Genomic DNA, 23,512 nt, shown 5'->3' with positions numbered 1-23,512 from the left:
TACATAGCTACGTAAATAATTTCATAAGCTGATCAACTACCCACATATGGAGCTGGCTGTGATTAGATCGGCTATGCCATGCTGCAATGACTTCAAATTTTGGGGTCTGTGTATCCAGATTGAGAGGAATCACTTTCTTATTGGGCAACAATCTTGAGGGGTAAAAAGCAATTGTGTCAGTGGCAGCAATAATATCTGGTGCGGCTGAAAAGCAAGGTACTGACATTACGATATTGCGCTTTAGTCCTTGCATAGCAAACCATTCATCGTGAGACCCTCTCAAGTTCGGGCGAGAAGGTGAAATAATCAATTGTGGAAGCTCGGCTACGTCAGCCAAAGTCAATGACCTGCCCTTTAGAGGAGATTTTTTTCCTGCAATACAGACATGTTGCTCTTCAAATAACAGTTTGTAAGGCAGGTCATCCGGGATGAAATCAGGGAAAGTGAGCGCTAGATCGATCTCGCCGGCAACCATTAATTGATTTAGGTTATCTGTTTCAAAATCCCTAACGATAACTTTAAGCTCTGGGGCAGATTTACGGACAACCTCTAGTAGTTGGGGTAGTACCGATTGAATCGCATAGTCTGTGGCGCTAATGCTAAAAACCCCCTTATAGGTTGCCGGGTCAAAAGCTATTGGGGTCAGCAGTGACTCTACATCCTTTAAAATGCTGCTGATCCTGCCGCCCAGTTGTTCGGCAATAGGAGTGGGCACCATGCCGTTACCTTGCCTAATGAACAGACGGTCATCAAATACCTCCCTCAACTTACGCAGCTGTTCACTGATTGCTTGCTGAGTTAACCCTACCTTTTCCGCTACCCGCGATAGGTTTCTCTCTTGCAGTAGCGCTTCCAATATACGTAGCTGTTTCAGGTCTAACCGACTTATACCATTCATATTTGTAACCAGGACAAAGAGTAGTTGTTTCTAATTGTATCTTTGCCTATCTATTATTCCCACCATCGTAAGGCACAGCCACATCTGGCTGGGGCTATTTAATAGCCCAAGTAGTTACTCTTCTAATTATCTGGAGATAGATATGAGCCGACCCACTAAGCGCTTTGCTCCTCAGGAATCTTATAAATTATTTATTGGTGGTGAATGGGTTAATAGCAACTCGGGGCGTACGATGGACAGCCTCAATCCTGCTACAGGCGAATTACTGACTCGCATACCGTTGGCCGATTCAAGTGATGTCGATGCTGCTGTCATTGCGGCAGAAAAGGCGTTCCCCATCTGGAAACTTACTTCCGCTATTGAACGACAGGATGCACTGCTCAAAATTGCAGACATGCTTTCAGAAAAGAAAGCATTCTTCGCCCACCTTGAGGCATTGGAAACCGGCAAGCCAATTCGCGAAACTTCAAATATTGATATCCCACTGGCCATAGACCACTTTCGCTACTTTGCAGGGGTTATCCGCTCTCACAGCGACGAAGCGGTGATGATTGATGATCAAACCATGAGCTTGGTATTCAGCGAGCCAATGGGTGTAGTCGGTCAGGTAATCCCATGGAACTACCCTCTGCTGATGGCCGCCTGGAAGATTGCACCCGCTATCGCAACCGGTAACACCGTAGTGATTAAGCCATCCGAGATGACTTCATCCACCCTGCTGGAGCTGACCAAGATTTTCAAGGAAGTATTACCAGATGGTGTGGTGAACGTTGTCACCGGCGTAGGCCCAGAAGCGGGCCAGGCTTTACTGGATCACCCTAAAGTCGCGAAGCTGGCCTTCACCGGGTCTACTGGCATCGGCTATAACGTGGCCAAAGCTGCGGCTGATAAATTGGTACCAGCTACATTGGAGCTGGGTGGCAAGTCAGCCAATATCGTATTCCCCGACACAAACTGGGAAAAAGCCCTGGAGGGCGGAGCCCTGTCTATCCTGCTGAACCAGGGACAAGTCTGTGAATCTGGTGCCCGCCTTTTTGTCCACGAAACTATCTTCGACCGTTTTACCACTGAATTAAAAGCCAAGTTTGAATCTGTAAATGTCGGCGATCCGATGGACCCCAACACACAAATGGGTAGCCAGATCAGTGAAGCGCAAATGAACCGTATTCTTGGCTACATAGATATTGCCAAAGAAGAAGGTGCGAAGATCCTTACCGGCGGTAAGCGGCTGCAAAAACCCGGAATGGAACAGGGTTTTTATATTGAGCCGACAATTATTACCCATGCGGATAACGCTATGAAAGTGGCTCAGGAGGAAATCTTTGGCCCTGTGGTGGTAGTGATTCCTTTCTCCTCTGAGGAGGAAGTTATAGCGATGGCCAACCAATCCGATTATGGCTTGGCAGGTGCTGTTTGGACTCAGGATATAAACCGTGCACTGCGCGTTGCACGAGCCGTGGACACAGGCCGCATGTGGGTGAATACCTATCACGAACTCCCTGCCCATGCACCGTTCGGCGGTTACAAGAAATCCGGTATCGGGCGTGAAACCCATAAATCGATGATTGATGCCTACACGCAGAAGAAGAATATCTTTATCAGTCTTAATGAAAAGCCCTACGGTCTTTTTTAAACCTCACTGCAATAAGCTTTTAGCAGGAAAGTAGTTATGAAAAACGAAGCACTGTTCAGTGAAATCAACCTGGGCCCTTACACCCTGAAAAACCGCATTGTGCTGCCGCCGCTTACCCGATCGCGTAGTTCACAGCCCGGTAACATCGCTAATGACTTAATGGCCAACTACTACGCTCAGCGAGCTGGTGCGGGCTTTATGGTTACAGAGGGCACGCAAATTGAACCCCGCGGCCAGGGTTATGCCTGGACCCCCGGAATTTATTCACAGGACCAGGTCGAAGGCTGGAAAAAAGTGACCAAAGCCGTACACGATCAAGGCGGTATTATTTTTGCCCAGCTTTGGCATGTGGGGCGTGTATCCCACACATCACTACAACCGAGTGGAACGGCTCCTGTTGCGCCGTCTGCAATTCGTGCAGATGCGGTAAAGGTATTTATTGAGACAGGGCCAGGACAAGGTGCTTTGGCTGAACCCAGTGAGCCTCGTGCACTGACAACAGAAGAAGTTAAAGAACTGGTGCAGCTCTATGCCCAGGCAGCACGCAATGCTTTGGAAGCGGGCTTCGACGGTGTTGAGCTGCATTGTGCCAATGGTTATCTTGTAAACCAGTTTATTTCTGAGCATACCAATCAACGCGATGACGAGTATGGCGGTAGCCTGGAGAACCGACTGCGTTTCCTCAAAGAGATTGTTGCAGCGGTATCAGCAGAGGTAGGTAATGATCGTCTCGGCGTTCGATTTGCTCCGCTGTTTGAAAGTACCGATGAGGACCGTGTTTATCTTGGCCTGGTGGAGAGTGACCCACACACAACCTATATCGAAGCTATCAAACTATTGAACGAGGCGGGAATTGCTTACCTATCTTTAGCAGAAGCGGATTGGGATAATGCACCGGATTTACCTGAGAATTTCTACCAGGAAGTACGAGATATCTTTGGCGGGCGCATCATGTATGCCGGCAAGTATTCCCCAGAGAAGGCTTTGCGGGTGCTGCAGGCGGGTAATGGAGATATCTTTGGTTTTGGTCGCCCTTTTATTGCCAATCCGGACCTTCCCATACGTATTCGCAATGATTGGCCTCTTAATAAGGTTGACCCGGAAACCATGTATGGCGGTACCGATGAAGGCTATACCGATTACCCTTCTTACCAGCCATAATTTTTAACAGTTCCTTAACAGGACATAAAAAAAGCCCCAGTAATTGAAGGTTACTGGGGCTTTAAACTTACTCGTAAAACTTCTTGGATTCCTGAGGTAATTTTCAGTGTTTTTCCAGACACTAAAATAACTATTAATCCCTTTGGATACCTCGACTAAATTGTGATTTACTTCGAGATAATTATTAAAAACTAAAAGTCCACTCGGGCATCCAGTTCAAAGCCCAGGTTTCCAGGACTTTATCAAAGCCACTCAACACCATAATCCCAAGCAACAAAAGTATGGCACCAAGTGCTACTTTGCCACCAACAGCAAAAGCGCCAACTGATGGTGATAAGCGGCTATAAATTTTCCGTGATAGCCCGCCTGCCACCAGTAGCGCAGCACCGGTACCAAGCCCAAAAGAAAACATCACCATAAATGACTGGCCTAGTTGCTGGCCCATGGAAGCAAGCGCGATTGCTGCACCTAGCGTGGGACCTACGCAGGGCAACCAGATAATTCCTGTGAGAAAGCCGATACCAAACTGTCCGGCCCAGGCGCCATCACCAGTAATGCTCGCCCCTGCGGTAACTTTCGCCAAACGCAGGGTCACCCAGTCGGAAAGGGGTTTGATCAGTAGAATAAGGGCAACGGCCACAAGCAGGATTGCAGCAATATAGCGAAATAGCTCTGGGTCCAGCCCTAAAGAGACCAGCAGGAAACTGAGTACAGTTCCAGCCAGGGCAAATGACAAGCTGAGCCCTACGGCGAGCGCATAAGGCCCCCAGCGCCCAGCACTGCTGGAGGCGCCAACTACCATTGGCACCAGTGGCCAAACACAGGGGGAGAGAATACTAAGTGTGCCCGCAATCAAGGCCAGGGGGATGGCGCTGACTTCAAGCATTTTCGCCGCAGGCCTTAACTGAGTTAAAGATATTCTGGCGAATAACATCAGCGCGTGTTTCAGCAACACTGAACCATACCTGCTTGTCCCCACGATAGAGCAGCAGGGTTGACTGCCTGGGCGCACGGAAATGCTTTACCCACTCTTTTTGCTTGTCGAAATTCACATTAAGGATTGTGAGGCCACACTGGGGGTTATCTTTCTGGAACTGCGCAAGAATTATGCCCTGCTTCTTGCAGGTAGGGCACCAGTCTGCCCGCACATCAATCAATACGGGTTGCTTCGCAGCTTGCAGCTCTTTGAAGCGCTCTTCAGAGAAGGGCTCTCCGGCTGATGCGAAGGGCACGCTAAGAAGGAAGGAAGTTACAAGCAAAGAGCGTAGAAATAAGTGAAGAACTTTCATGCTAATCATATCCTCGGTATAAAAATGCACACCCCAGCGGAAAGGTAAAATTGGGTGCATTGCAACCTTAGTCGGCGTAGGCCGCAAATTATTACAGTCCATAATGAGGAATTTCTTAACAAATACTTACTGTAGAGCCGTCCACATTTACCATGGTTTGGATACAACACACTCCAAAAGCCAAGCCAGCTCAGGATTCAAAGGAAAGCCTGAACCCCGGATAAAAGAGAAATCCAGGGGGTAAGACGTGAAAATGTGCAGCTAATCCAATCGCTCAAGAAATGACTCAAAGCCCCAGATTCGTCTTAAAAGCTGATTATCTGCCCCTGGCTATAAAGTAGAAAAACGCAAAGATTTCGTCATGCTAAGCCAGGAATGCCAAGTACATTTCAAAGGCCTCAAAACCAGGCTAAGCAGATCCTCCTACTCTCTAGGAAAGCATGCACATTGGAACTCTGAGGATTCTGGCCAATTAATCGTTGGGAATGGGGAATCTGTAGGTCTCAAAAGTTAACCTAATTTATTGAAGGATGAACATAGAATACTAAATTAACGGATTTTTATTTCCGGCCAATCTTTTTATGTATCACCATTAATACCAGCGGAATCACCAGCCAACCCAAAGACCAGACCACAGGGCTGATGAATGCAAGTCCAATAGTAAGTACTGCGACGAAGGGTTCAGTCGTTGCGCTTTTGAAGACGTTATCTTTTTCATTGCTGGTAAGGGATGTGTTAGCGAAGCCCATCTTGCGGGCATACTGCCAGCCTGCGAGCCCAATAAATCCCGATAGCGCAAGGCATACACTCTGGCCAACGGTGGACGAGATGCTAACTAATTTAGGGTCATTGATCGCAAAATAGAGATAAAAACATACGACCACCTGCTGCAATAACACCAGCGAAGTATGGATATTATTGGACTGCTCAACGGGCCCAAGTAATTTATGCGTCAGATTCCACTGTACGAGCGTTAGTCCTACGGCAATAAATAGGCGGAAAATCTCTTGGGAATTCTCCACTAAAAGACTCAGAAGGCCAAATTCAAGCTTTATCCAAGCCATATCTTCTCCCGAAGGAAGATATAAAACGAAGTTGACAAATAAGAGCGCGTAAGCGACATCAATGAAATTTTCAAGTCGCCGCAGGCGGCAATGCCTTATTGCAATAGTTCCAGTATCTATATGGCGCATCATGGAGACCAGACTTTTTAGCCACAGTGAGTCTCGTTATAGCAGACACCGGATGCTGTATAGGTGCAAAAAATAGACTGAAAGCCAGTAATTTTTACGCCTCCCAGTAAAAAGAGACAGAGAAAAGGGCCGGCCTGTTATTTGCTCTTAGATAACTTTTCGCCTGAAGAAGATAGTTCGATTAATGATCTAACTGGTACTACTGCCATCATTATTACGCTAAAAGCTGATAGTCGGCCAATTTTGGTTGATAAGCAGACAGATCGAGCACAATTCAAACAAGGCAATACTATTAATCGATTGACTTCAAACAGAATCTACATAAGATCCTACGAAATTAACCCGGATAAAGATTTAACAACCATTTGCATAGCTATCCGGTCGCTGGGTTTGGTCAGTAGACCTCCTGACAAGATCCCCACTTTTCCAGTGGTTAAACGAATACAATTTTTACAGCCAGCAGAAAAAAGTATAATTATTTTTCTAGAAAAATTGATGATGCAAAAAAGTTTATTGAACTCAATGCCGGTAAAAATACCTTCAGCTGCAAACCTTACCGTATCCAGTATGAAAACCAGCCTAAGTAAAAATCTCAGAGCTGGCTTTTGAAAGAATTGGCACGGTATCCTGAAGCAGTCAGATTAGAGGCTGAAAACACTCAATCGTCAGAAAAAATAGCAAGAGGAGTGACAGTGCTCCTTATCCATTTGTCTTGGACAGCCCAACCTAAGCATTGCTTTGAATAATAAGTCAATAATACCCAGCAACCATATAAAAATGGGGTAATTATGGAAGGTGAATTACTTTCACTTCGAGCCGAACTCGCCCTGCTGGAGCGGGACAATCAACGCCGGCTGGAGACCTTCGAACGACGGCTCTCCGCCCTTGAGGCACAGCTCAGGCGGGACGATACAGAAACCAAAGAAGCCTTGGTAGAAAGTACTGCTGAGTTAGAAGACGAACTGGCCCTGCTTATGGGCACACCCTCCAAGCCCCGCCAAACCATTCAGCAAGCTCATTCATCAACCATACCTTCAGCAACGGCAACTCCTACCCCGAAATCTTCTGAATCCAAATCAACGCCTGAGAGAGCCGGTAAACCATCAGTAGCCACTCCATGGTTACAAGAAGGCCTGGCCAGTCTATTGGCACCAGCCCTGGAACCGCTCAATCGCGTGTGGGAGCCCCTTGCAAACTTTTATCGCCATTACCAGCGCCAGGGTAAAGCCCCGGTATTCTTTATGACCGCTGCCGGCATACTGGCACTGGTATTTGGCTTCGCATACTTGCTGCAGTTCTCTTTCAACAACTATTTGGGCCCGGCCGGTAAGGTGATCTTGGGCTTTCTGGTTGCGGCGGCAACCACTTTTGGCGGTGTGACTTTTAGCCGGCGTATGCCCCATATGGCGGACTACGGCTCTGGATTAATAGCGCTCGGAGTGATTCTTCTCTACCTGTGTGGGTACTTTGCCGGGCCTTACTATCAGTTGCTGCCTGTTCCTGTTGGAGTCGGCCTGTTGGTGGCGACAACAGGGCTCTCTTACTTACTGGCCCTATTATTTGAGACACGAGTGGTGTCTATGGTGACCCTGCTGGGCGGTGCCACCATGCCTTTGGTGGCGAATCATTTTGATCCTTCCGCACTTGTTTACCTCAGCTATTTATTGGCACTCGCCCTGGCGATGCTGCATTTATCCAGGCAGATACGCTGGCCACAGCTTGCGATCGTCACAATGGTACTGAGCGCAGGCATGCTGGAGTTTTCCGTCTCAAATCTGGATGAGGCTACATCTACCTGGGGGCCATTACTAATACTGCACGGCTTCTTTTATGGCTTTGCCCATTACGCTCTGCGAGGACTAAGTGCTGAATTGATAGAGTCCAAAGGGCTGGAGCGAAGACGCCTGATTATTATTGCCGCAAACCTGGTGCTGTTTATCCACATCAGCTGGTCGCTCGCACCCAACAGTAACGCACTGGGCATTGTGTGGCTGCTGAACCTTCTACCCTGGATGGCTCTGGCCATTTATTCACGCTGGCTGTTTGGCTACAACGCCATCAGTATTTCCGCCCGTGTTGTACAGAATATGGCTCTACTACACGGTGGATTACTGGCAGGCTTGGCAATCCTTGCGTTGTGCAGTCCCGCTTTATTGGGGATTGTCTGGTGTCTAGAGGGATTGTTGCTGATTTTTCTCGGTGCCCGTTTTGGTTTCATCAGTGTAAGAAGCGAGGGTTACATCGCCCTATCTGCAGCTGGCGTTACCATGCTGTGGCAAGCTCTGACCTGGGTAGCTGGCGGAGTTGTTCCCGCACCAATGTTGCTGTCATTAAGCGCAGATGCTGGTTGGGGTAACTGGTTGGCGCTCTGTGCGGCTGCCTTCGTATTAACCCGGCTGTTGCAGCACTGCGCAGATCGGATTACTCCTAGAGAGCACCATTTAACCTCTTTCGCAGATAACGCTTTTGTGGTGTTTTTATCCGCAAGCTTTCTGCTATCTGTTGGCATCCTCTGGCCCCAGGGTATGTGGCTGCTTGCCTTGCTACCGATGGGCTTTTTAATCTGGCACGGCAAGCGCACTGGTTCAGCATTTAGTGAATGGTTTGGACTCAGCCATTACTTACTGCTGTTTATCCCACTACTCGCGAGTGCATCGATTGTGGGTAACTTGCATTTCTACGATCAAATACCTTACGGAAAGATCGCTAGTGTAGAGGCCTTCCTTAGCTTGTGGATGATTGCAGCTCTGTATAAACACCTGGATATGCAATCCACTGGCTTCTCTCTGGCACTCAATTTGCGCAAGCTGTTTTACGCTCTGGTGCCAATATTTTTCCTACCAACAGTACTTTATAAGGCCAACGACTACTTCCCCATCGCCGTTTGGCTGTCTGGCGCTATCGCCCTGGCACTTTATACACACCTGAAACTGGAGGTATTAAAACAGGAACTGCGCATATTGATCGCAGGCGCAAGCTTTGTAGCAATAATCAGTTGTGCTCTGCAGGAGTTCGCCAACTGGCAAGGGTTTGCCTTGAGTGGGTTGCTGTTGGGGCTGGTATCAATGGCGGCACTGTTGTGGATCGGCCAGGGATTGCGGCGGAAGCCAGCCGGCCAGGATTGGCGGTTGGCCCTGCATCGGGCACTTAAGCCACTCTTTCCATTGGCCTTTTACTATCTCGCGGCAACGCTACTTATTATTAGCTACGCGCTAAGCCGTGACTTTGCACTGGCACTTTTACTATGCCAGCTGTACTTCGCCGGTCTGTATATTTTTAAACCCCAACTAGCGCCGCTGCGCAACCAGTTGACCCCCTTTATATGCTGAGTCTGCGCCTGTTTGAGTTTATTACCTTGTTGCAAGTTGCAGCGGTCATTGCCAATTCCGCTAAGGCGCCAATGTTGGGAGTGTATAACCTGGTGGCCCTGGGAATCGCTTCACTGTTGGTTTATCAACGCTTTTTCGCCAATAGAGCCGTATGGCCTGGCCGCAGGCTGTTTAACCTGTGGGTGCTGCACCTTACAGCCATCCCAGCTTATATTGCGCTGCTGGCGCAAGTGCTGGAAACCATGTGGCTGCCAGCCATATCATTTGCCTTGGTGGTGCATGCAACACTGCTACTGTTCCAGACTCTAAGACCTGATACCCAAAAGTTACTGAAGCTCTCACTCATGTTGTTCGGCATTGCCGCACTAAAAATTGTGCTGTGGGATATGCAGGACTTTTCCCTGATACAAAAGATTGTGGTCTGTATGCTGGTGGGACTGTGCATGCTGGGGGCTGCATTCCAGTATCAGAAATTTCTGACCCCCAGAAAATGAAAACACCAAAAATACTGATCAGCTTATCTCAAAAATGTAATGGGCCTTTTTAGGCCCATTACTATTTACAGTTGTTAAATTAGTTATGATTTGTGTGGGATTATACAAGAACTCCATATGCTCTATCTTTTGAAGCAATACTTACAAAGGTTTGGCACAGATCACCCTCTATATATTGCTGCTAAAGACGTCTTATCACATCAAAGAACGCCTTACCCAAACCGCCCATTTGCCGGCCAACTACACTGAATGCGTAACTCCATTTCGATAAAATGCGCAGGGAAGCAAGAAATGAAACGGCTTCAGTTGGCAATAACGCTTTTTGCCGCCTTACTCATTAGTAGCCAAGCTTTGGCAGAGTATAAAAAAGGAGACTTTATTGTTCGTGTTGGCGCCGCCGCAGTTGATCCCAATGACGATTCCGACAATCTGCGCCTAAATGGCACCATACTGCCTGATACACGGGTTGACGTGGATACCGGTTACTCCGTGAGCGTTACGGGCACTTGGTTATTCGCAGACCACTGGGGATTGGGGCTTTTGGCAGCATTACCATTTAAACATGATCTCGACGTGCGCGGCCTGCCCGACCCGGTGACTGGCGAACCTCTCGGACGGGTGCGCCTCGGGGACATTAAACATCTGCCTCCTACCCTCACCTTGCAATGGTACCCAGTATGCACAGAATCCTGGGTGCAGCCTTACATTGGTGTCGGAGTAAATTACACCCACTTTTTAAGTGAGCATATCAATCGTGCGGCTCAGAATTACTTTGAAGCTGTACTCGGTGCAGAATCACGAGCAAGACTCAAGCTGGATGATTCTTGGGGCCTGGCTGGGGAAGTTGGAATAGATATCGCCTTTGGCCAGGATAGCCGTTGGCTGTTTAATGCCGCTATTTGGTACCTGGATATTGATACCGATGCAAATATCCGCTTCTATACAGGTGCGGAAACTTACTCCCGTATCAATGTCGATGTGGACATAGATCCGTTTGTTTTCTCGGTCGGTATCGGTTACCACTTCTGATTTGGAGTGCCGGGAATCCGAAAGAGTGATTTTAACGGTTTCTTTTTTATGCCAGTCTGGGCATTAAAGAAATAAGTTATGGACTTTCCTTTCAGTCTGGCGGTAGCTCGCCTCTTCAGTAATCCACTCTCATTTTAATTGATCGAGCAAGCACTTCCCGTTGCGGCGTTCCGATAGACTCAACATTCATTCTATTTTCCCGAATCATAAGGCCCGTTTTAAGCAATTTTCATCCTGTCCCTGCTCGATAAACTGCTCCCCATCGATAGAGGTTGCCCATCCCCTGGGGCACTACTTTAGAACTCACAGATTGAGGAGCGATACCATGACCACTTCCGCCCTGAGCACAATTCAAGATACCAACTCCATGTTTCCTGCTATTACCGACTTGGCTGGCCGTATAGGCCTGGCTGCGATTTTCTTACTGGCAGGTGTTAATAAAATTCAAAACTACGAGGGCAGCGCCCAGTACCTGGCCTACGGCGGCCTGCCTGAATTCCTGCTGCCACTGGTGATACTGTTTGAAGTAGGTACCGCCCTTGCCTTGATCGCAGGCTTTCAAGTTCGCTTGGTTGCAGTAGCCCTAGCTGGATTTAGTGTGATTACCGCCGCCTTGTATCACAACAATCTGGCTGACCAGATGCAATTTATTATGTTCTTCAAAAACATCGCCATGGCCGGGGGCTTCCTGTTACTGGCTGCTAATGGTGCTGGACGATGGAGCCTGGACGCTCGCAGACAGGGAGCCAAGCAGTAATGCCTCATAAAACAGACGGCAGAAACCCCGAGAAAATCGGGGCCTGCACTCACTCTTACAGGCTTTTAAGAGGTACAAAATGGGACTTTTAATCAGCGGAAAATGGCAGGACCAATGGTATAACACCAGCGAGTCTGGTGGCGCCTTTGAGCGAGAGGCGGCCCAACTGCGCAACTGGATAACCATTGATGGTAGCGCAGGGCCCAGTGGAACTGGTGGCTTTAAAGCCGAGCCCGGCCGTTATCACCTCTATGTATCACTTGCTTGCCCTTGGGCCCACCGCACACTGATCTTTCGCAAGCTGAAAAAGCTGGAAGGGCATATCGGCGTATCGGTAGTAAGCCCTGATATGCTGAACTCTGGCTGGAGTTTTAATATTGAAGAAGGCAGTAGTGGCGACCCCCTATTCAGATTCGATTACCTGTATCAAATCTACACCCACAACAAAGCCAATTACAGTGGGCGCGTAACTGTGCCGGTGCTATGGGACAAACAGCAGAACTGTATTGTCAGCAATGAATCTTCAGAAATCATACGTATGTTTAACAGCGCGTTTAATCTGATTACTGGCGATCAAACAGACTTTTTCCCACGGCAAAAGCGCGATGAAATTGAGGTTATTAATCATGAGATCTACGAGAATATTAACAACGGAGTTTATCGCTGTGGCTTCGCTACCACCCAGGCCGCTTATGGGGAAGCCTACGACAAATTATTCAAATCAATGGACCATGTGGAAACACATCTGAGTCAACAGCGCTATCTTACCGGTGATCAAATCACTGAAGCAGACTGGCGTTTGTTTACCACACTTATACGCTTTGATGCAGTCTATCATGGGCATTTTAAGTGCAACCGTCAGCGCTTGGATGACTTCCCTAATATCCGTAACTATGTGCGCGAGCTGTATCAATGGCCCGGTGTAGCCGAAACTGTAGATTTTCACCATATCAAGCGCCATTACTACTTCAGCCATACTTCGATTAACCCCACCCAGGTTGTACCGGTGGGGCCCGCTATTGATTACAGTAGCCCCCACGACCGCAACAGGTTCCCCGTAAGATAAATCTTTAAGCCCGGCCCCACCTCAGGACTAACCCCAACCTCGGCCGCTCTGCGGCCACTTTTACTCAATCATGGGCAATGTCGTCGCCACCCATCTAAATTTTCGAACAAATCTTTCTATAATTCTGACTATCATTCGATTCTGGCGAACATTAGAGTAGCCCTTCGACAACTTATCCTGCCATAGGCATCAAGTTAAATGATCAACGGGAGAAGGCACCCATGCAGAAAACCACCCTGGAGCAATGGCGTATGTTTAAGGCTGTGGTGGATGCGGGAGGTTTCAACCAGGCCTCTTCAGTGGTGCATAAAAGCCAATCGAGTATTCACCATGCGGTAGGGAACCTGGAGACGGCACTGGGTGTAAAGCTTTTTGAAGTAACCGGGCGCAGAGTTGCATTGACTGAAGCTGGCCAGCTGATGTTGCGCCGTGGAAAGTACTTACTGGATGAAGTATCCCGTATAGAGGCAATTGCGGAGTCTCTTAGCAGTGGTGTGGAATCTGAGCTGCGTATCGCTGTAGATGGTGCCTTCCCCCAGCAAGTGGTATTTAAGGCTCTCGAAAAAGTATCCGGAATATTCCCACAAACCAATATTGATATTGTCGATACCATTTTATCTGGCACTAATGAGTTGTTACAGGAAGGTGCTGTAGACCTGGGTTTATCACCAATGACAATGACCGACAATCTCAATGAAGAAATCTGTACGATTGAATTTATCGCAGTGGCATATATCAACCATCCTCTGCATCAATTCAAACGAAAGTTAAACTATGATGATTTAAAATCTTACCGACAGATTATTGTGCGGGACTCAGCCACACAAACCAGCGTCGACTCGGGGTGGCTTGGCGCTGAACAGCGCTGGACAGTAAGTAGCTTGCGTGCATCTACAGAGCTGATTTGCCAGGGAATGGGGTATGCCTGGCTACCCATGCCAATTGCCGCCCCGCTATTGGAAAACGGAATGTTAAAACGTCTTTCACTGGAAAAAGGCGCATCCCGCACAGCCAGTTTTTATTTGAATTTTAGAGATCAAGACAGCCTGGGCCCCGCTGCGCGTGAATTTATAGGGGAATTACGGTTGCTGACACTAAATATGCCCACTTCGGAAAATTCACTTTAATAGAACAGCGAATCCTTATCTATCCAATATTTCTCTGGTGCAGACTTGAATAAAATAAATAAAACCATTATTCAAGTACTTGGATCTTGTTATGTACTATTTTAGACCGGCGCAGGAACGAGGAACTGCCAATTTTGGGTGGCTCCAAAGCAAGCATTCTTTCTCCTTCGGACACTACTACGATCGCATGCATATGGGGTTTTCTGTATTGAGGGTAATCAATGATGATACCGTCCGTCCCGGTGCAGGTTTTGATACTCACGGCCACAGGGATATGGAGATTATCTCCTATATCTTGGAAGGCGCTATTGAACATGTCGACAGTAAAGGGAATCGTTTTGTGGTCCCCGCCGGAGAAGTGCAAAGAATGAGTGCCGGAACAGGCATCACCCACTCAGAATATAATCACTCAACATCACAGAGATTAAAGTTCCTGCAAATTTGGATTCAACCCAACCGCCAGGGCATCAAGCCTGGGTATGAACAAAAATCAATTATTCAAACGAAGAAGCTGACTCCCCTGGTTACCCCAGATGGACGTGATGATTCACTAACCATGCAACAAGATGCCAGTTTGTATCGACTTCACTTGAAGAGCGGAGAAAGTGTGGTTCTGGATACCCGAATTCGCCCCGGATATTTACATGTAATTGAGGGGAGTGCCACTTTTAATAGCAATCATAAAATGATGGCAGGAGATGGCCTTGGATTGTTTAAAGAGTATATACAATTACAGGCCGGTATAGATGGTATAACGGCCTTGTGGTTTGATCTGCCACATCAATGAAAATTTAGTAAAATAAAGTCAACTCTTGAAATAAGGCAGTTCGAAGTAATCATCAGCGGCAATATATATTTTTTCAATCAGGCGCAGTAATCGCCCTACCTGCTCTCTGGCCGATTCCCTCCTAAAATAGATCGAGGCAATTGGGGATCAATTGATGGGTGCAGTTGGCGACACGGATAGTCGCGATAGCAGGCAAGCCGAACCGGGGAGACTTATCTCCCTGCTCTCTCCCGTGCCTCCCACTATTTTGACACTGATCCTGTTGTTCTACATGTCAGATATATCTGCCGGTCGCGAAATTATTTTTGGTGTGACCTGGGTATCTGACCTCGGTGTATCACTGCAATTTTTTATTGATGGTCTGAGCTTTCTTTTCGCCCTACTCATCAGTGGCATCGGCGTATTTATTACAATTTATGCCGCATCTTATTTACGCGGACATATGCAACTGCGCCGTTTTTATCTGTATCTCTACCTATTTATGATCGGAATGCTGGGTCTGGTGCTTGCCGGTGATCTGATGACTTTATTTGTATTTTGGGAAATCACCACTATCGCCAGTTACCTGCTGATTGGCTTTAATAACACCAGCGCCATTGCACGCCGCTCAGCGCTACAGGCCCTATTGGTAACCACCCTTGGAGGCCTGTGTTTACTGGCCGGTTTTATACTGCTTGGTTCACTCACAGGCAGTTTCGATATGGTGCAGGTACTCGCTTCCGGGGAGACAGTACGCGCAAGTTCACTATATGTGCCAATCCTGATGCTGATATTAATCGGATCTTTTGCCAAATCCGCACAACTGCCTTTCCATTTTTGGCTTCCCAATGCGATGGCAGCTCCGACCCCTGTCAGCGCCTACCTACACTCTGCAACTATGGTAAAAGCAGGCATTTATCTATTGGCGCGCCTGCATCCAGTTCTGGCACAGACAGAAACCTGGGAGTGGATTTTGACCTGTACCGGTGCGGCTACCGCAGCAGTGGCTGCATTGGCTGCTCTGCGCCAGACCGACCTGAAACTTGCCCTGGCCTACACCACCATGATCGCACTCGGTACCCTGACTATGTTCCTTGGTTCCGATGCCTCTGCTGCAGTTGCAGCCGCTATCACCTTTTTAATAGTGCACTCTTTTTATAAGGCTGCACTGTTCATGGTGGTAGGCATCATTGATAAGCAGACTGGCACCCGCAATATGATCAAACTTGGTGGGCTCGGACGTGTCATGCCTATCACTTTTTTTACCGCACTGGCCTCAGCACTTTCTATGGCAGGATTCCCACCATTTCTTGGCTTTATTGGTAAAGAATTAAAATATGAGGGAGCGCTGGCTGTGGCATCCGAACCAGCTCTCGTATCCACTGCCGCAGTATTCGCCAATGCCGTCACTGTTACCGTGGCTGGTATGGTTGCTTTAAAACCCTTTCTGGGAAAATACCCACACAACCTACCCAAAGTCCACGAGGCATCGCCTGGCTTATGGATAAGTCCACTAATTCTCAGCTTTCTGGGACTTACCTTTGGTCTTGCCCCGGATCTCGTCGGTGGGGGACTTGTTGAACCTGCGTTAACTGCTGTACTGGGTATTCCAGAGAGTATCGATTTACGCCTCTGGCACGGGATTAATATTCCTCTGTTAATGAGCATATTGACCTTTGGTCTTGGGGTCACTATGTATCTGGGCTTACGCCACCTGCGGGCTTGGCTGGCATGGGATTTCAAACATGCGCCTACCAGTGCCGATCTACTGTGGGACAAGTCCCTGGAGCTGTTGAGGTCCTTTGCGGCTTTCCAGACCCGGATATTGCAAAACGGGGTTATGCGGCGTTATTTGACGGTCATTTTTGTGACCGTTTCGATATTCCTTTCCTATGCCTTGTTACGATCGGGGCAATTCCCACTGGAATACAACTGGCCGCGTCTGAACCTGAAAGAATGGGCCGCCCTTCTACTTACCGTGGGTGGAGCTTTTATGGCGGGTACAGCACGCAAACCATTAATTGCAATATGCGCTCTCGGGGCCCTGGGTGTTGGAGTTGCATTAATCTATCTGTTCTTTGGTGCTCCGGATGTAGCTATTACCCAGCTCCTGGTTGAAACCCTATATTTGGTATTGGTTGCCGCAATACTGCCTCGCCTCCCAGTATTCAGCCCCGGTAGAAAAATCCGCTTTCGCCCTAGAGATGCCCTTTTGGGTGGCATGGTCGGCCTGTTGGTGACTTTGAGTATTCTTGCCGTATTACAAACACCCTTCGATAGTCCTACCAGTGACTTCTTTGAGCAGGCCGCAGTGCCCGAGGCCCATGGGCGTAATATTGTCAATGTCATCCTGGTGGACTTCCGCGCGCTGGATACCTTCGGAGAAATCATTGTGGTATTTACTGCTGCCGTAGCGGCAGTAACGCTGCTGGGCCATCAATTACGGCGGGGGCCACAATGAACTCTCTGATATTGCAAACAGCAACCCGAGTGCTTGTGGCGCTCATTCTGGTTTTCTCGGTATATATGCTCTTGCGCGGCCACAATTATCCTGGAGGGGGTTTTATTGCCGGGTTAATTGCCGCTTCGGCATTTGCACTCTTTGCCATAGCCTGGGGTATGGAAGCAGCCCAGCGAGCACTGCGGGTTCCTCCCGGAAACCTGGCAATGAGTGGCGTATTGATTTCGGCACTGTCCGGTATGCTCGCAGCTTTTAAAGGAGAAGCGCCTTTCTCGGGCCAATGGTTTCAACTTATCGGCGATAAAAACTCGGGCGGTATCTCCATCAGCAATGTACTAATTTTTGATATTGGCGTTTACCTGGCGGTACTCGGCGCTGTACTCACCCTGATTTTTGCCCTGGAAGAGGCTGGTTAATATGGAGGGTCCCCTCGCACTTGTGGTTGGCATATTGATTGCCACCGGAGTCTATCTGATGCTGGCCAGGGATCTGCTGCACTACCTGTTCGGATTAATACTCATCAGTAATGCCGCCAATCTGGCCATATTTATTACCGGTAGATTAACCCGCGCGGCTCCGGCCCTGGTTCCCAAAGGGCTGGAAGTACCGCCTATGCCTGTAGCTAACCCCCTGCCCCAGGCACTTATCCTGACTGCCATTGTAATCGGTTTTGGTCTGTTGGCCTTTGCCCTGGCACTAATCGCCCAGGCCTATAAAGTGCTGGGTACCCTTGATGTGGACTCCATGCGCATTGCGGAGCCGGTGAAGCCCAAGAGGAAAAAATCCCCTTGAGCTGGTTACTCGCCCTGCCCTTCCTGATTCCCATCTTCACCGCACTTGCCGCTTTTCCAGCGCGCGGGCGCCCTTTGCTCTGCGGCTCAATTTCTATTTGCGGCTGTGTGCTGATGCTGGGAATAGCAATCGCCATTATGATACTGGTGGAAACCGGCGGTCCGCGCGCGGCCCAAATGGGGGATTGGGCGGCTCCCTTTGGGATTACCCTGGTAGCTGATCGTCTGAGTGCAGTAATGTTGCTAATCAGTGCAATTGTAGGGCTCTGCGTTTCATTATTTTCACTCTCAGACATTGATGAAAAACGGGTAAAGCTGGGATTTCACAGCTTCTTCCAGCTTTTATTGGCAGGCGTTTGCGGAAGCTTTATTACCGGAGACCTGTTTAATTTGTATGTCTGGTTTGAGGTGATGCTAATCGCCTCATTTGCCTTGCTGGTTTTGGGGGAGATCGTATCCAGCTGGATGGCGGTATTAAATATGTCGCGCTGAATCTTGTGTCCACCCTGCTGATGCTCACATCCATTGGTATGATTTACGGGTTGACCGGCACCCTAAATATGGCACAGCTGCATATATCCCTGGCCACGGTCGACAATCCGGTGGCTGTATCTGCCCTGGCGGTATTGTTTATCAGTGCTTTTGGGATCAAAGCAGCTATCTTTCCATTATTTTTCTGGCTGCCAGCTTCTTATCATGCTCCCCCTGTGGCAGTAACCGCTGTATTTGCCGGGCTGCTTACGAAAGTTGGAGTCTACGCGCTGATAAGAACCTTTACCCTGATTTTCCCTACAGACCTGGGCTTTACCCACAATATCCTTTTGGGGGCAGCATTACTCACCATGCTAACCGGCGTACTGGGCGCTGCCGCCCAATATGAATTTCGCAAAATCCTTGCATTCCATATCATTAGCCAGATCGGTTTCCTGGTGCTTGGGCTGGCTCTCAACTCCCCCTTGGCACTGGCCGGATCAGTGTTTTACATGGTGCATAATATTGTTGCCAAAACTAACCTGTTCCTGATCAGCGGTACCGCCCAGCGCCTTACAGGCAGCTATGAATTGAGCGAAATCGGTGGTGTTTATCAAGCCAGCCCTCTGCTTTCTACCTTTTTCTTTATTGCCGCTTTCAGTCTTGCCGGCTTTCCTCCCCTGTCGGGTTTTTGGGCCAAACTATTGTTATTAAAAGCCAGCATGGACCAGGCGGCTTACCTTGTGGCAGCTGTTGCGCTAATTACCGGCGCTCTAACCCTATATTCCATGAGTAAGATCTGGGCAGAGGTTTTCTGGAAGGACCACCCCAAAAGCTACTGTAGCAATTTGTATGAGATACCACGTACTGAGAGGTTACAGCGCCTGCTACCTGTTGCCCTGTTAGCATTCATTACCTTAGGGCTGGGGCTGGTTCCAGAGCCTTTTATTGATTACTCCCTAGGGGCCGCAAATGAGCTTCTGGAACCCCGGGAATATCTGGATGCGGTTTTGGGCGAGGGTTCCGCCCAGTACACAGGAAACCACTGAGTATGCGCGTATTTTTACTCAATCTGTTATTGGCCATCAGCTGGTCCGCACTTACCGGTAATGCGACACTGACGAATTTCTGTTTTGGTTTTTTAATTGGTTACTTGGCACTGAGGGTATCCCCCAGTTTACCCGGGGGAAGTAAGTATTTTTATCGCCTGCCGCGCTTCGCCCACTTGTCCTTTTTTTCATTCAGGAGCTGATACTGTCCAGCCTGCGTGCTGCCTATGAGGTATTTTCACCCAAACTAAAGAGCCGCCCCATGGTCGTGCGTATCCCCCTGAAAATCACTGATCGCAACCAAATTTTTATTCTCACTAATTTAATCTCGCTAACTCCGGGAACCATGGTGCTGGAAATTACCAAAGACCACTCTGAACTTTTGGTTCACACCATGTTTGTGGATGATCCGGAAGCTTTTCGCGAGGAAATTCACCAGGGTTTCGAAAAGCGGGTACGGGAGGCCTTTTCCTGATGCCAATTACTATTGCCGACATACACTCCCCCATTATTGTAGGGGCGATTAACATCTCTTCACTGATGTTACTTTTGGCCCTGGCAATGTGCTTTTTGCGAATATTTTTTGGGCCTACGTTAGCCGATAGAGTTGTTGCCCTGGATGTATTAAATATTCTCGCCGTCGCATACTGTGCACTATTGGCAATTGCTTCAGGACAGCCTGTATACCTGGATGCGGCTATTGCACTGGCACTTGTGGCATTTCTGGTCAGTGTGGCCTTCGCGCGTTTTATCGAAAAAAGTGGCAAGAAAACCGTGATTCACGAAGGGGGCGGTGGTGGTAGTTTTCGATGAGGTTTTTATTGCAGCATTGATACTGGTAGGAAGTACTTTTGGGTTCAGTGCCGCCCTGGGATTACTGCGCATGCCGGATTTTTACACTCGCATGAGTACTTCCGGTAAGGCTGCTACCCTGTGCTGTGGTCTTTTACTGGCCGGAGTAGCCACCCTGTTCCATGATACCCAGGTTACGGCACGGGCGGTGGCTGCAATCCTGTTCCTGCTACTCACGGTGCCGGTGGGCGTGCATATGATCGCACGCGCAGCCTACCGGGTTGGTACCCCTATGTGGCGGGGAGCATCAGCCCGCCCCCGTTTCAAAAATCCGAAAAGGGACCTCCGTTAACCGAAAGTCCTTTCGAGGAGCCCCTAAATTAGTGGCCCTTAGAATACAGTTCAGCGATAACTGCATCACTACGCTGGGAAAGTCGATGGGAACAGTCATCAACAAGGATGACATGCCCCATCTTGCGTCCCTCTCTCAGGCTTTTGCCATAAAGCCATACGCCTTCATTTTTCTGCGAGGGTGATTTATTCACTCCGAGCATATTAATCATGGCAGTTGGGCTGGAGCATTGTGTATCCCCCAGCGGCATATCGAGAATGGCGCGCAGGTGGTTGGCAAATTGACTGGTCTCTGCTCCCACCAAGGTCCAGTGGCCACTGTTATGGACCCGCGGCGCTATTTCGTTAACGATCAATCCCTCAGTTGTCACGAAACATTCCAGGGTCAGCGCGCCTACATAGTCCCAGTCACGCATCAGTTTATCCAGGTAGGATTGGGCCTGACTCATTAGCTGGAAGTCATGAAACGGCGCCTTTGAAACCAGAAGAGTGCCCTGGCGATGAAGGTTTTCAGTCAGGGGATAGGTTTTTACTTCCCCGGATACAGAGCGCACTCCAACCAGGGAAACTTCACAGGAAAAATCCACCGCTGCTTCCACCACGCAAGCTTGGCTCTGAGCTTCTTCGATAGCATCTTCAAGTTGCGCCTGGTTTTTAACCCGCCATTGGTTTTTCCCATCGTAGCCATTTTCACAGCTTTTAATAAATACTGGATAGCCCAGGGTGCCAAGGGCGCGACGTAATTCATCAGCCCCCAGCGCCGGTACAAAGGACGCCACTGGAAGACCGCTCTCGGTCAGTGCTAACTTTTCCCGCAGGCGGTGCTGGGCTTTTTCAAAGATATGGGGATCGGGATAAACCGGGCAAAACTGCTGTAACTTTCGCAACAAGGCCACATCCACCTGCTCTCGCTCGGCAGTAATTACCTCTGGCCGGCCCAAGGCTTGATACAAAACCTCCCCGCTCTCATGCTCTTCAAGCTTGACCAGCTCTCCAAGCCCTTCGACACAGCTGGTGTTTTCCCCTTCCTCGGCGAGGAAGCTGAAAGTGATACCGAGGGGCTGGCCCTCCTGCGCCATCATCTGTGCCAGCTGCCCACAGCCAACTATAGCGATATGTCTGGTGCGCTCACTCACAGTGCCTTACTCCACAGACAGAGGAACTTGCTCACTTTGCTGCTCCCGCCAGGCAATCAGGCGCTGCTGCAGACCTGCATCGCTCAATGACAACATCTGTGCTGCCATCAGGCCCGCATTAAAAGCGCCGGAAGCGCCTACTGCCTGAGTGGCAACGGCAACACCCCGTGGCATCTGTACAATCGAAAGCAGGCTGTCCATACCAGTCATAAAACGGCTCTCAACAGGGACAGCAATCACCGGCAGCGGGCTCATGGCAGCAATCATGCCCGGTAAGTGCGCAGAGCCACCAGCACCAGCGATAATCACCTGGGTACCTTTTTTATGTGCCTCACTGGCAAATTCCACTAAACGCTGGGGGGTTCTGTGGGCAGAAACTACGGCGGTAGCGAAGGGGACCTCCAGCTCTGTAAGAGGCTTGGTCGCATTGGACATGGTGGCCCAATCCGAGCGCGACCCCATTACGATGGTGACTTTTTCAAAAGGCAGAGACTTCACTTGCAGTTAACTCCAGTGTTGGATGAAGGCCAGATAGACGGGGATCGCCACCAGCACGTTAAAAGGAAATGTGATTGCCAGAGACAAGGTGATCGAAACACTGGCATTAGCCTGGGGCAGAGCTACGGCCATCGCTGCAGGCACTGCGATATAGGAAGCACTGCTGCCCAACACCGCTAGCAGGAAGACGCCTCCGGCAGACAGACCGAGCAGGGAGCCGAGAACTCCCCCGCAACGCCACCCATCAAAGGCATGAAGATGCCGAAGCTGAGCAGGAATGCGCCCTGCCCCTTTACGTCTCGGAGACGCGCCGCGGCTACCCGCCCCATCTCCAATAAGAACAGGGCGAGAACGCCGTGAAATAATTGACCAAAGAAAGGCATGACAGATGCAGTACGCTCTCCAGCCCAGGCACCAATAACAATACCGCCAAGAAGCAAGAGAACGCCCTGGTTACAGGTCAGCTCGTGAAACAGCTTGCCGGTGCCAGCGTCTTTAGCAGACTGCCTCGCCAGCAGAATGCCCACCACAATTGCAGGAACTTCCAACAAAGCGACAAACAGAGGGAAGTAAGCCTCGTATTCAATACCGCGTGAATTGAGAAGTGCAACAGCCACAGCGTAAGTCGCGACACTGACGGAACCATAATGGGCAGCTGTGGCTGCGGCATCGAGGCGGGACCACTTGCCAATCCAGTGAAGGACCGGGAAAGCCAACAGAGGTAGCAAGGCACCAAAAGCCAGAACAGCCAGTGATTGTGGTACCAGGGTAGCGGCAGAATAGGTACTGAGTGCCGCACCACCCTTGAGGCCGATAGCCAGCAACAGGAAGATCACACAGCTTTGGTAGAGGCCAGTTGGCAAGCGCAGGTCACTGCGAACCAACTGTGCCAATGCACCCAGCAGGAAGAAACCTACAACAATATCGAGTTGCATTTTCAGTACTTCCGGCGCTGGGATCGTACTGGCTGTCGCTCCTGTCTGGCGATATCCACCCTGATTCGCCGGCGGCTTCGACTGGTAAACCAGTAACCGACGTTGGCAAGTAACACCAGGAGACCAACAGCCATGAGGGCTCCGGCTACGATACCGGCCAGTGTCAGGGTCCAGCCAACAAACATGACCAGTAATCCAACAGACGCGCCAAAATATAGTTGTGACTTATGCATCAAAGAGGCCCCCGCTGTTTATTAAGTGGGCGCATTATCGATAGGACTATTGA

24 protein-coding genes and 2 pseudogenes are annotated in these 23,512 nt (G+C 49.3%); 18 read left to right on the top strand and 8 right to left on the bottom strand.

Features of this window, described 5'->3' with window-relative positions; translation table 11 throughout:
• Positions 1–7: 7 nt before the first annotated feature.
• Positions 8–898 (bottom strand): LysR family transcriptional regulator, encoded by an 891-nt coding sequence (locus P3339_RS03675; protein WP_282952461.1) that lies wholly within the window; start codon positions 896–898, stop codon positions 8–10.
• 142 nt (positions 899–1,040) lie between these two features.
• Between P3339_RS03675 and P3339_RS03670 the strand changes: the two genes are divergently transcribed.
• Together P3339_RS03670 and P3339_RS03665 are read left to right on the top strand one after the other, a co-directional pair.
• Positions 1,041–2,531 carry an aldehyde dehydrogenase family protein gene (locus tag P3339_RS03670; RefSeq protein WP_282952460.1) on the top strand — a complete coding sequence of 497 codons (1,491 nt, stop codon included), beginning with the start codon at positions 1,041–1,043 and terminating at the stop codon, positions 2,529–2,531.
• A 36-nt stretch (positions 2,532–2,567) separates the two neighbouring features.
• Positions 2,568–3,692, top strand: a complete 1,125-nt coding sequence (locus tag P3339_RS03665; RefSeq protein ID WP_020414591.1) for an alkene reductase — start codon at positions 2,568–2,570, stop codon at positions 3,690–3,692.
• 184 nt (positions 3,693–3,876) lie between these two features.
• Here the strand turns inward: P3339_RS03665 and P3339_RS03660 are convergent, their stop codons facing one another.
• The 3 genes from P3339_RS03660 to P3339_RS03650 all read right to left on the bottom strand — a co-directional run bounded on the left by P3339_RS03660 (position 3,877) and on the right by P3339_RS03650 (position 6,177).
• Positions 3,877–4,578, bottom strand: a complete 702-nt coding sequence (locus P3339_RS03660) for a cytochrome c biogenesis CcdA family protein (RefSeq protein WP_020414590.1) — start codon at positions 4,576–4,578, stop codon at positions 3,877–3,879.
• The gene (locus P3339_RS03655; protein WP_040629156.1) at positions 4,571–4,981 is read right to left on the bottom strand and encodes a thioredoxin family protein; all 411 of its coding nucleotides are present in this window, start codon (positions 4,979–4,981) and stop codon (positions 4,571–4,573) included. Before P3339_RS03655 ends, P3339_RS03660 begins: the two co-directional genes overlap by 8 nt.
• A 560-nt stretch (positions 4,982–5,541) precedes the next feature.
• Complete coding sequence (locus P3339_RS03650) at positions 5,542–6,177, bottom strand: hypothetical protein (protein ID WP_282952459.1); 636 nt, start codon at positions 6,175–6,177, stop codon at positions 5,542–5,544.
• A 138-nt stretch (positions 6,178–6,315) separates the two neighbouring features.
• Between P3339_RS03650 and P3339_RS23730 the strand changes: the two genes are divergently transcribed.
• From P3339_RS23730 to mnhG, 16 genes and pseudogenes are all read left to right on the top strand, one after another.
• Positions 6,316–6,783 carry a hypothetical protein gene (locus P3339_RS23730; protein ID WP_020414587.1) on the top strand — a complete coding sequence of 156 codons (468 nt, stop codon included), beginning with the start codon at positions 6,316–6,318 and terminating at the stop codon, positions 6,781–6,783.
• A gap of 179 nt (positions 6,784–6,962) precedes the next feature.
• On the top strand, positions 6,963–9,503 hold the full coding sequence (locus P3339_RS03640) for a DUF2339 domain-containing protein (protein WP_282952458.1): 2,541 nt from the start codon (positions 6,963–6,965) through the stop codon (positions 9,501–9,503).
• Positions 9,497–9,997: a hypothetical protein gene (locus P3339_RS03635; RefSeq protein WP_282952457.1), complete on the top strand. Its 501-nt coding sequence runs from the start codon at positions 9,497–9,499 to the stop codon at positions 9,995–9,997. Before P3339_RS03640 ends, P3339_RS03635 begins: the two co-directional genes overlap by 7 nt.
• A 291-nt stretch (positions 9,998–10,288) precedes the next feature.
• On the top strand, positions 10,289–11,026 hold the full coding sequence (locus P3339_RS03630) for an OmpW/AlkL family protein (RefSeq protein ID WP_282952456.1): 738 nt from the start codon (positions 10,289–10,291) through the stop codon (positions 11,024–11,026).
• Positions 11,027–11,351: 325 nt separating this feature from the next.
• The gene (locus tag P3339_RS03625) at positions 11,352–11,783 is read left to right on the top strand and encodes a DoxX family protein (RefSeq protein WP_282952455.1); all 432 of its coding nucleotides are present in this window, start codon (positions 11,352–11,354) and stop codon (positions 11,781–11,783) included.
• A 79-nt stretch (positions 11,784–11,862) separates the two neighbouring features.
• Positions 11,863–12,849: a glutathione S-transferase family protein gene (locus tag P3339_RS03620; protein ID WP_282952454.1), complete on the top strand. Its 987-nt coding sequence runs from the start codon at positions 11,863–11,865 to the stop codon at positions 12,847–12,849.
• Positions 12,850–13,070: 221 nt separating this feature from the next.
• Positions 13,071–13,976 carry a LysR family transcriptional regulator gene (locus tag P3339_RS03615; RefSeq protein WP_282952453.1) on the top strand — a complete coding sequence of 302 codons (906 nt, stop codon included), beginning with the start codon at positions 13,071–13,073 and terminating at the stop codon, positions 13,974–13,976.
• 91 nt (positions 13,977–14,067) lie between these two features.
• Positions 14,068–14,763 (top strand): pirin family protein, encoded by a 696-nt coding sequence (locus tag P3339_RS03610; protein WP_282952452.1) that lies wholly within the window; start codon positions 14,068–14,070, stop codon positions 14,761–14,763.
• Positions 14,764–14,917: 154 nt separating this feature from the next.
• Complete coding sequence (mbhE, locus tag P3339_RS03605; RefSeq protein ID WP_282952451.1) at positions 14,918–17,203, top strand: hydrogen gas-evolving membrane-bound hydrogenase subunit E; 2,286 nt, start codon at positions 14,918–14,920, stop codon at positions 17,201–17,203.
• A complete protein-coding gene (locus P3339_RS03600) occupies positions 17,200–17,619 on the top strand; it encodes a Na+/H+ antiporter subunit B (protein ID WP_020414579.1) in 420 nt (139 codons plus the stop codon). Before mbhE ends, P3339_RS03600 begins: the two co-directional genes overlap by 4 nt.
• A gap of 1 nt (position 17,620) precedes the next feature.
• Positions 17,621–17,995, top strand: coding sequence for a Na+/H+ antiporter subunit C (locus P3339_RS03595; protein ID WP_020414578.1), 375 nt, complete (start codon positions 17,621–17,623; stop codon positions 17,993–17,995).
• Positions 17,992–18,486 carry a proton-conducting transporter membrane subunit gene (locus tag P3339_RS03590; RefSeq protein ID WP_282952450.1) on the top strand — a complete coding sequence of 165 codons (495 nt, stop codon included), beginning with the start codon at positions 17,992–17,994 and terminating at the stop codon, positions 18,484–18,486. Before P3339_RS03595 ends, P3339_RS03590 begins: the two co-directional genes overlap by 4 nt.
• Entirely contained in the window at positions 18,420–19,514 is a 1,095-nt protein-coding gene (locus tag P3339_RS03585; protein ID WP_353056911.1) for a proton-conducting transporter transmembrane domain-containing protein, read from the top strand. The genes P3339_RS03590 and P3339_RS03585 overlap by 67 nt, the downstream gene beginning before the upstream one ends.
• A 175-nt stretch (positions 19,515–19,689) precedes the next feature.
• Positions 19,690–19,989 (top strand): annotated as a pseudogene (locus P3339_RS03580) (Na+/H+ antiporter subunit E); the annotation flags it as partial.
• Positions 19,989–20,327 carry a cation:proton antiporter gene (locus tag P3339_RS03575; RefSeq protein WP_020414575.1) on the top strand — a complete coding sequence of 113 codons (339 nt, stop codon included), beginning with the start codon at positions 19,989–19,991 and terminating at the stop codon, positions 20,325–20,327. The pseudogene P3339_RS03580 and the gene P3339_RS03575, both read left to right, overlap by 1 nt.
• Positions 20,311–20,658: a monovalent cation/H(+) antiporter subunit G gene (mnhG, locus tag P3339_RS03570; RefSeq protein ID WP_282952449.1), complete on the top strand. Its 348-nt coding sequence runs from the start codon at positions 20,311–20,313 to the stop codon at positions 20,656–20,658. Before P3339_RS03575 ends, mnhG begins: the two co-directional genes overlap by 17 nt.
• A 28-nt stretch (positions 20,659–20,686) precedes the next feature.
• Here mnhG and P3339_RS03565 read toward each other — a convergent pair whose 3' ends face one another.
• The 4 genes and pseudogenes from P3339_RS03565 to P3339_RS03550 all read right to left on the bottom strand — a co-directional run bounded on the left by P3339_RS03565 (position 20,687) and on the right by P3339_RS03550 (position 23,459).
• Positions 20,687–21,793, bottom strand: coding sequence for a 5-(carboxyamino)imidazole ribonucleotide synthase (locus P3339_RS03565; RefSeq protein ID WP_282952448.1), 1,107 nt, complete (start codon positions 21,791–21,793; stop codon positions 20,687–20,689).
• Positions 21,794–21,799: 6 nt separating this feature from the next.
• Positions 21,800–22,291: a 5-(carboxyamino)imidazole ribonucleotide mutase gene (gene purE, locus P3339_RS03560; RefSeq protein ID WP_020414572.1), complete on the bottom strand. Its 492-nt coding sequence runs from the start codon at positions 22,289–22,291 to the stop codon at positions 21,800–21,802.
• 6 nt (positions 22,292–22,297) lie between these two features.
• Positions 22,298–23,226: pseudogene (locus tag P3339_RS03555) on the bottom strand (sodium-dependent bicarbonate transport family permease).
• A 2-nt stretch (positions 23,227–23,228) separates the two neighbouring features.
• Positions 23,229–23,459, bottom strand: a complete 231-nt coding sequence (locus P3339_RS03550) for a hypothetical protein (RefSeq protein ID WP_020414570.1) — start codon at positions 23,457–23,459, stop codon at positions 23,229–23,231.
• Positions 23,460–23,512: the final 53 nt, after the last annotated feature.

The sequence above is a fragment of the Microbulbifer sp. MLAF003 genome, assembly GCF_030012965.1.
GTDB lineage: Bacteria > Pseudomonadota > Gammaproteobacteria > Pseudomonadales > Cellvibrionaceae > Microbulbifer > Microbulbifer variabilis.
The sequence above is the reverse complement of the archived record's forward strand: the minus strand, read 5'-3'. Positions and strand labels throughout refer to the sequence as shown.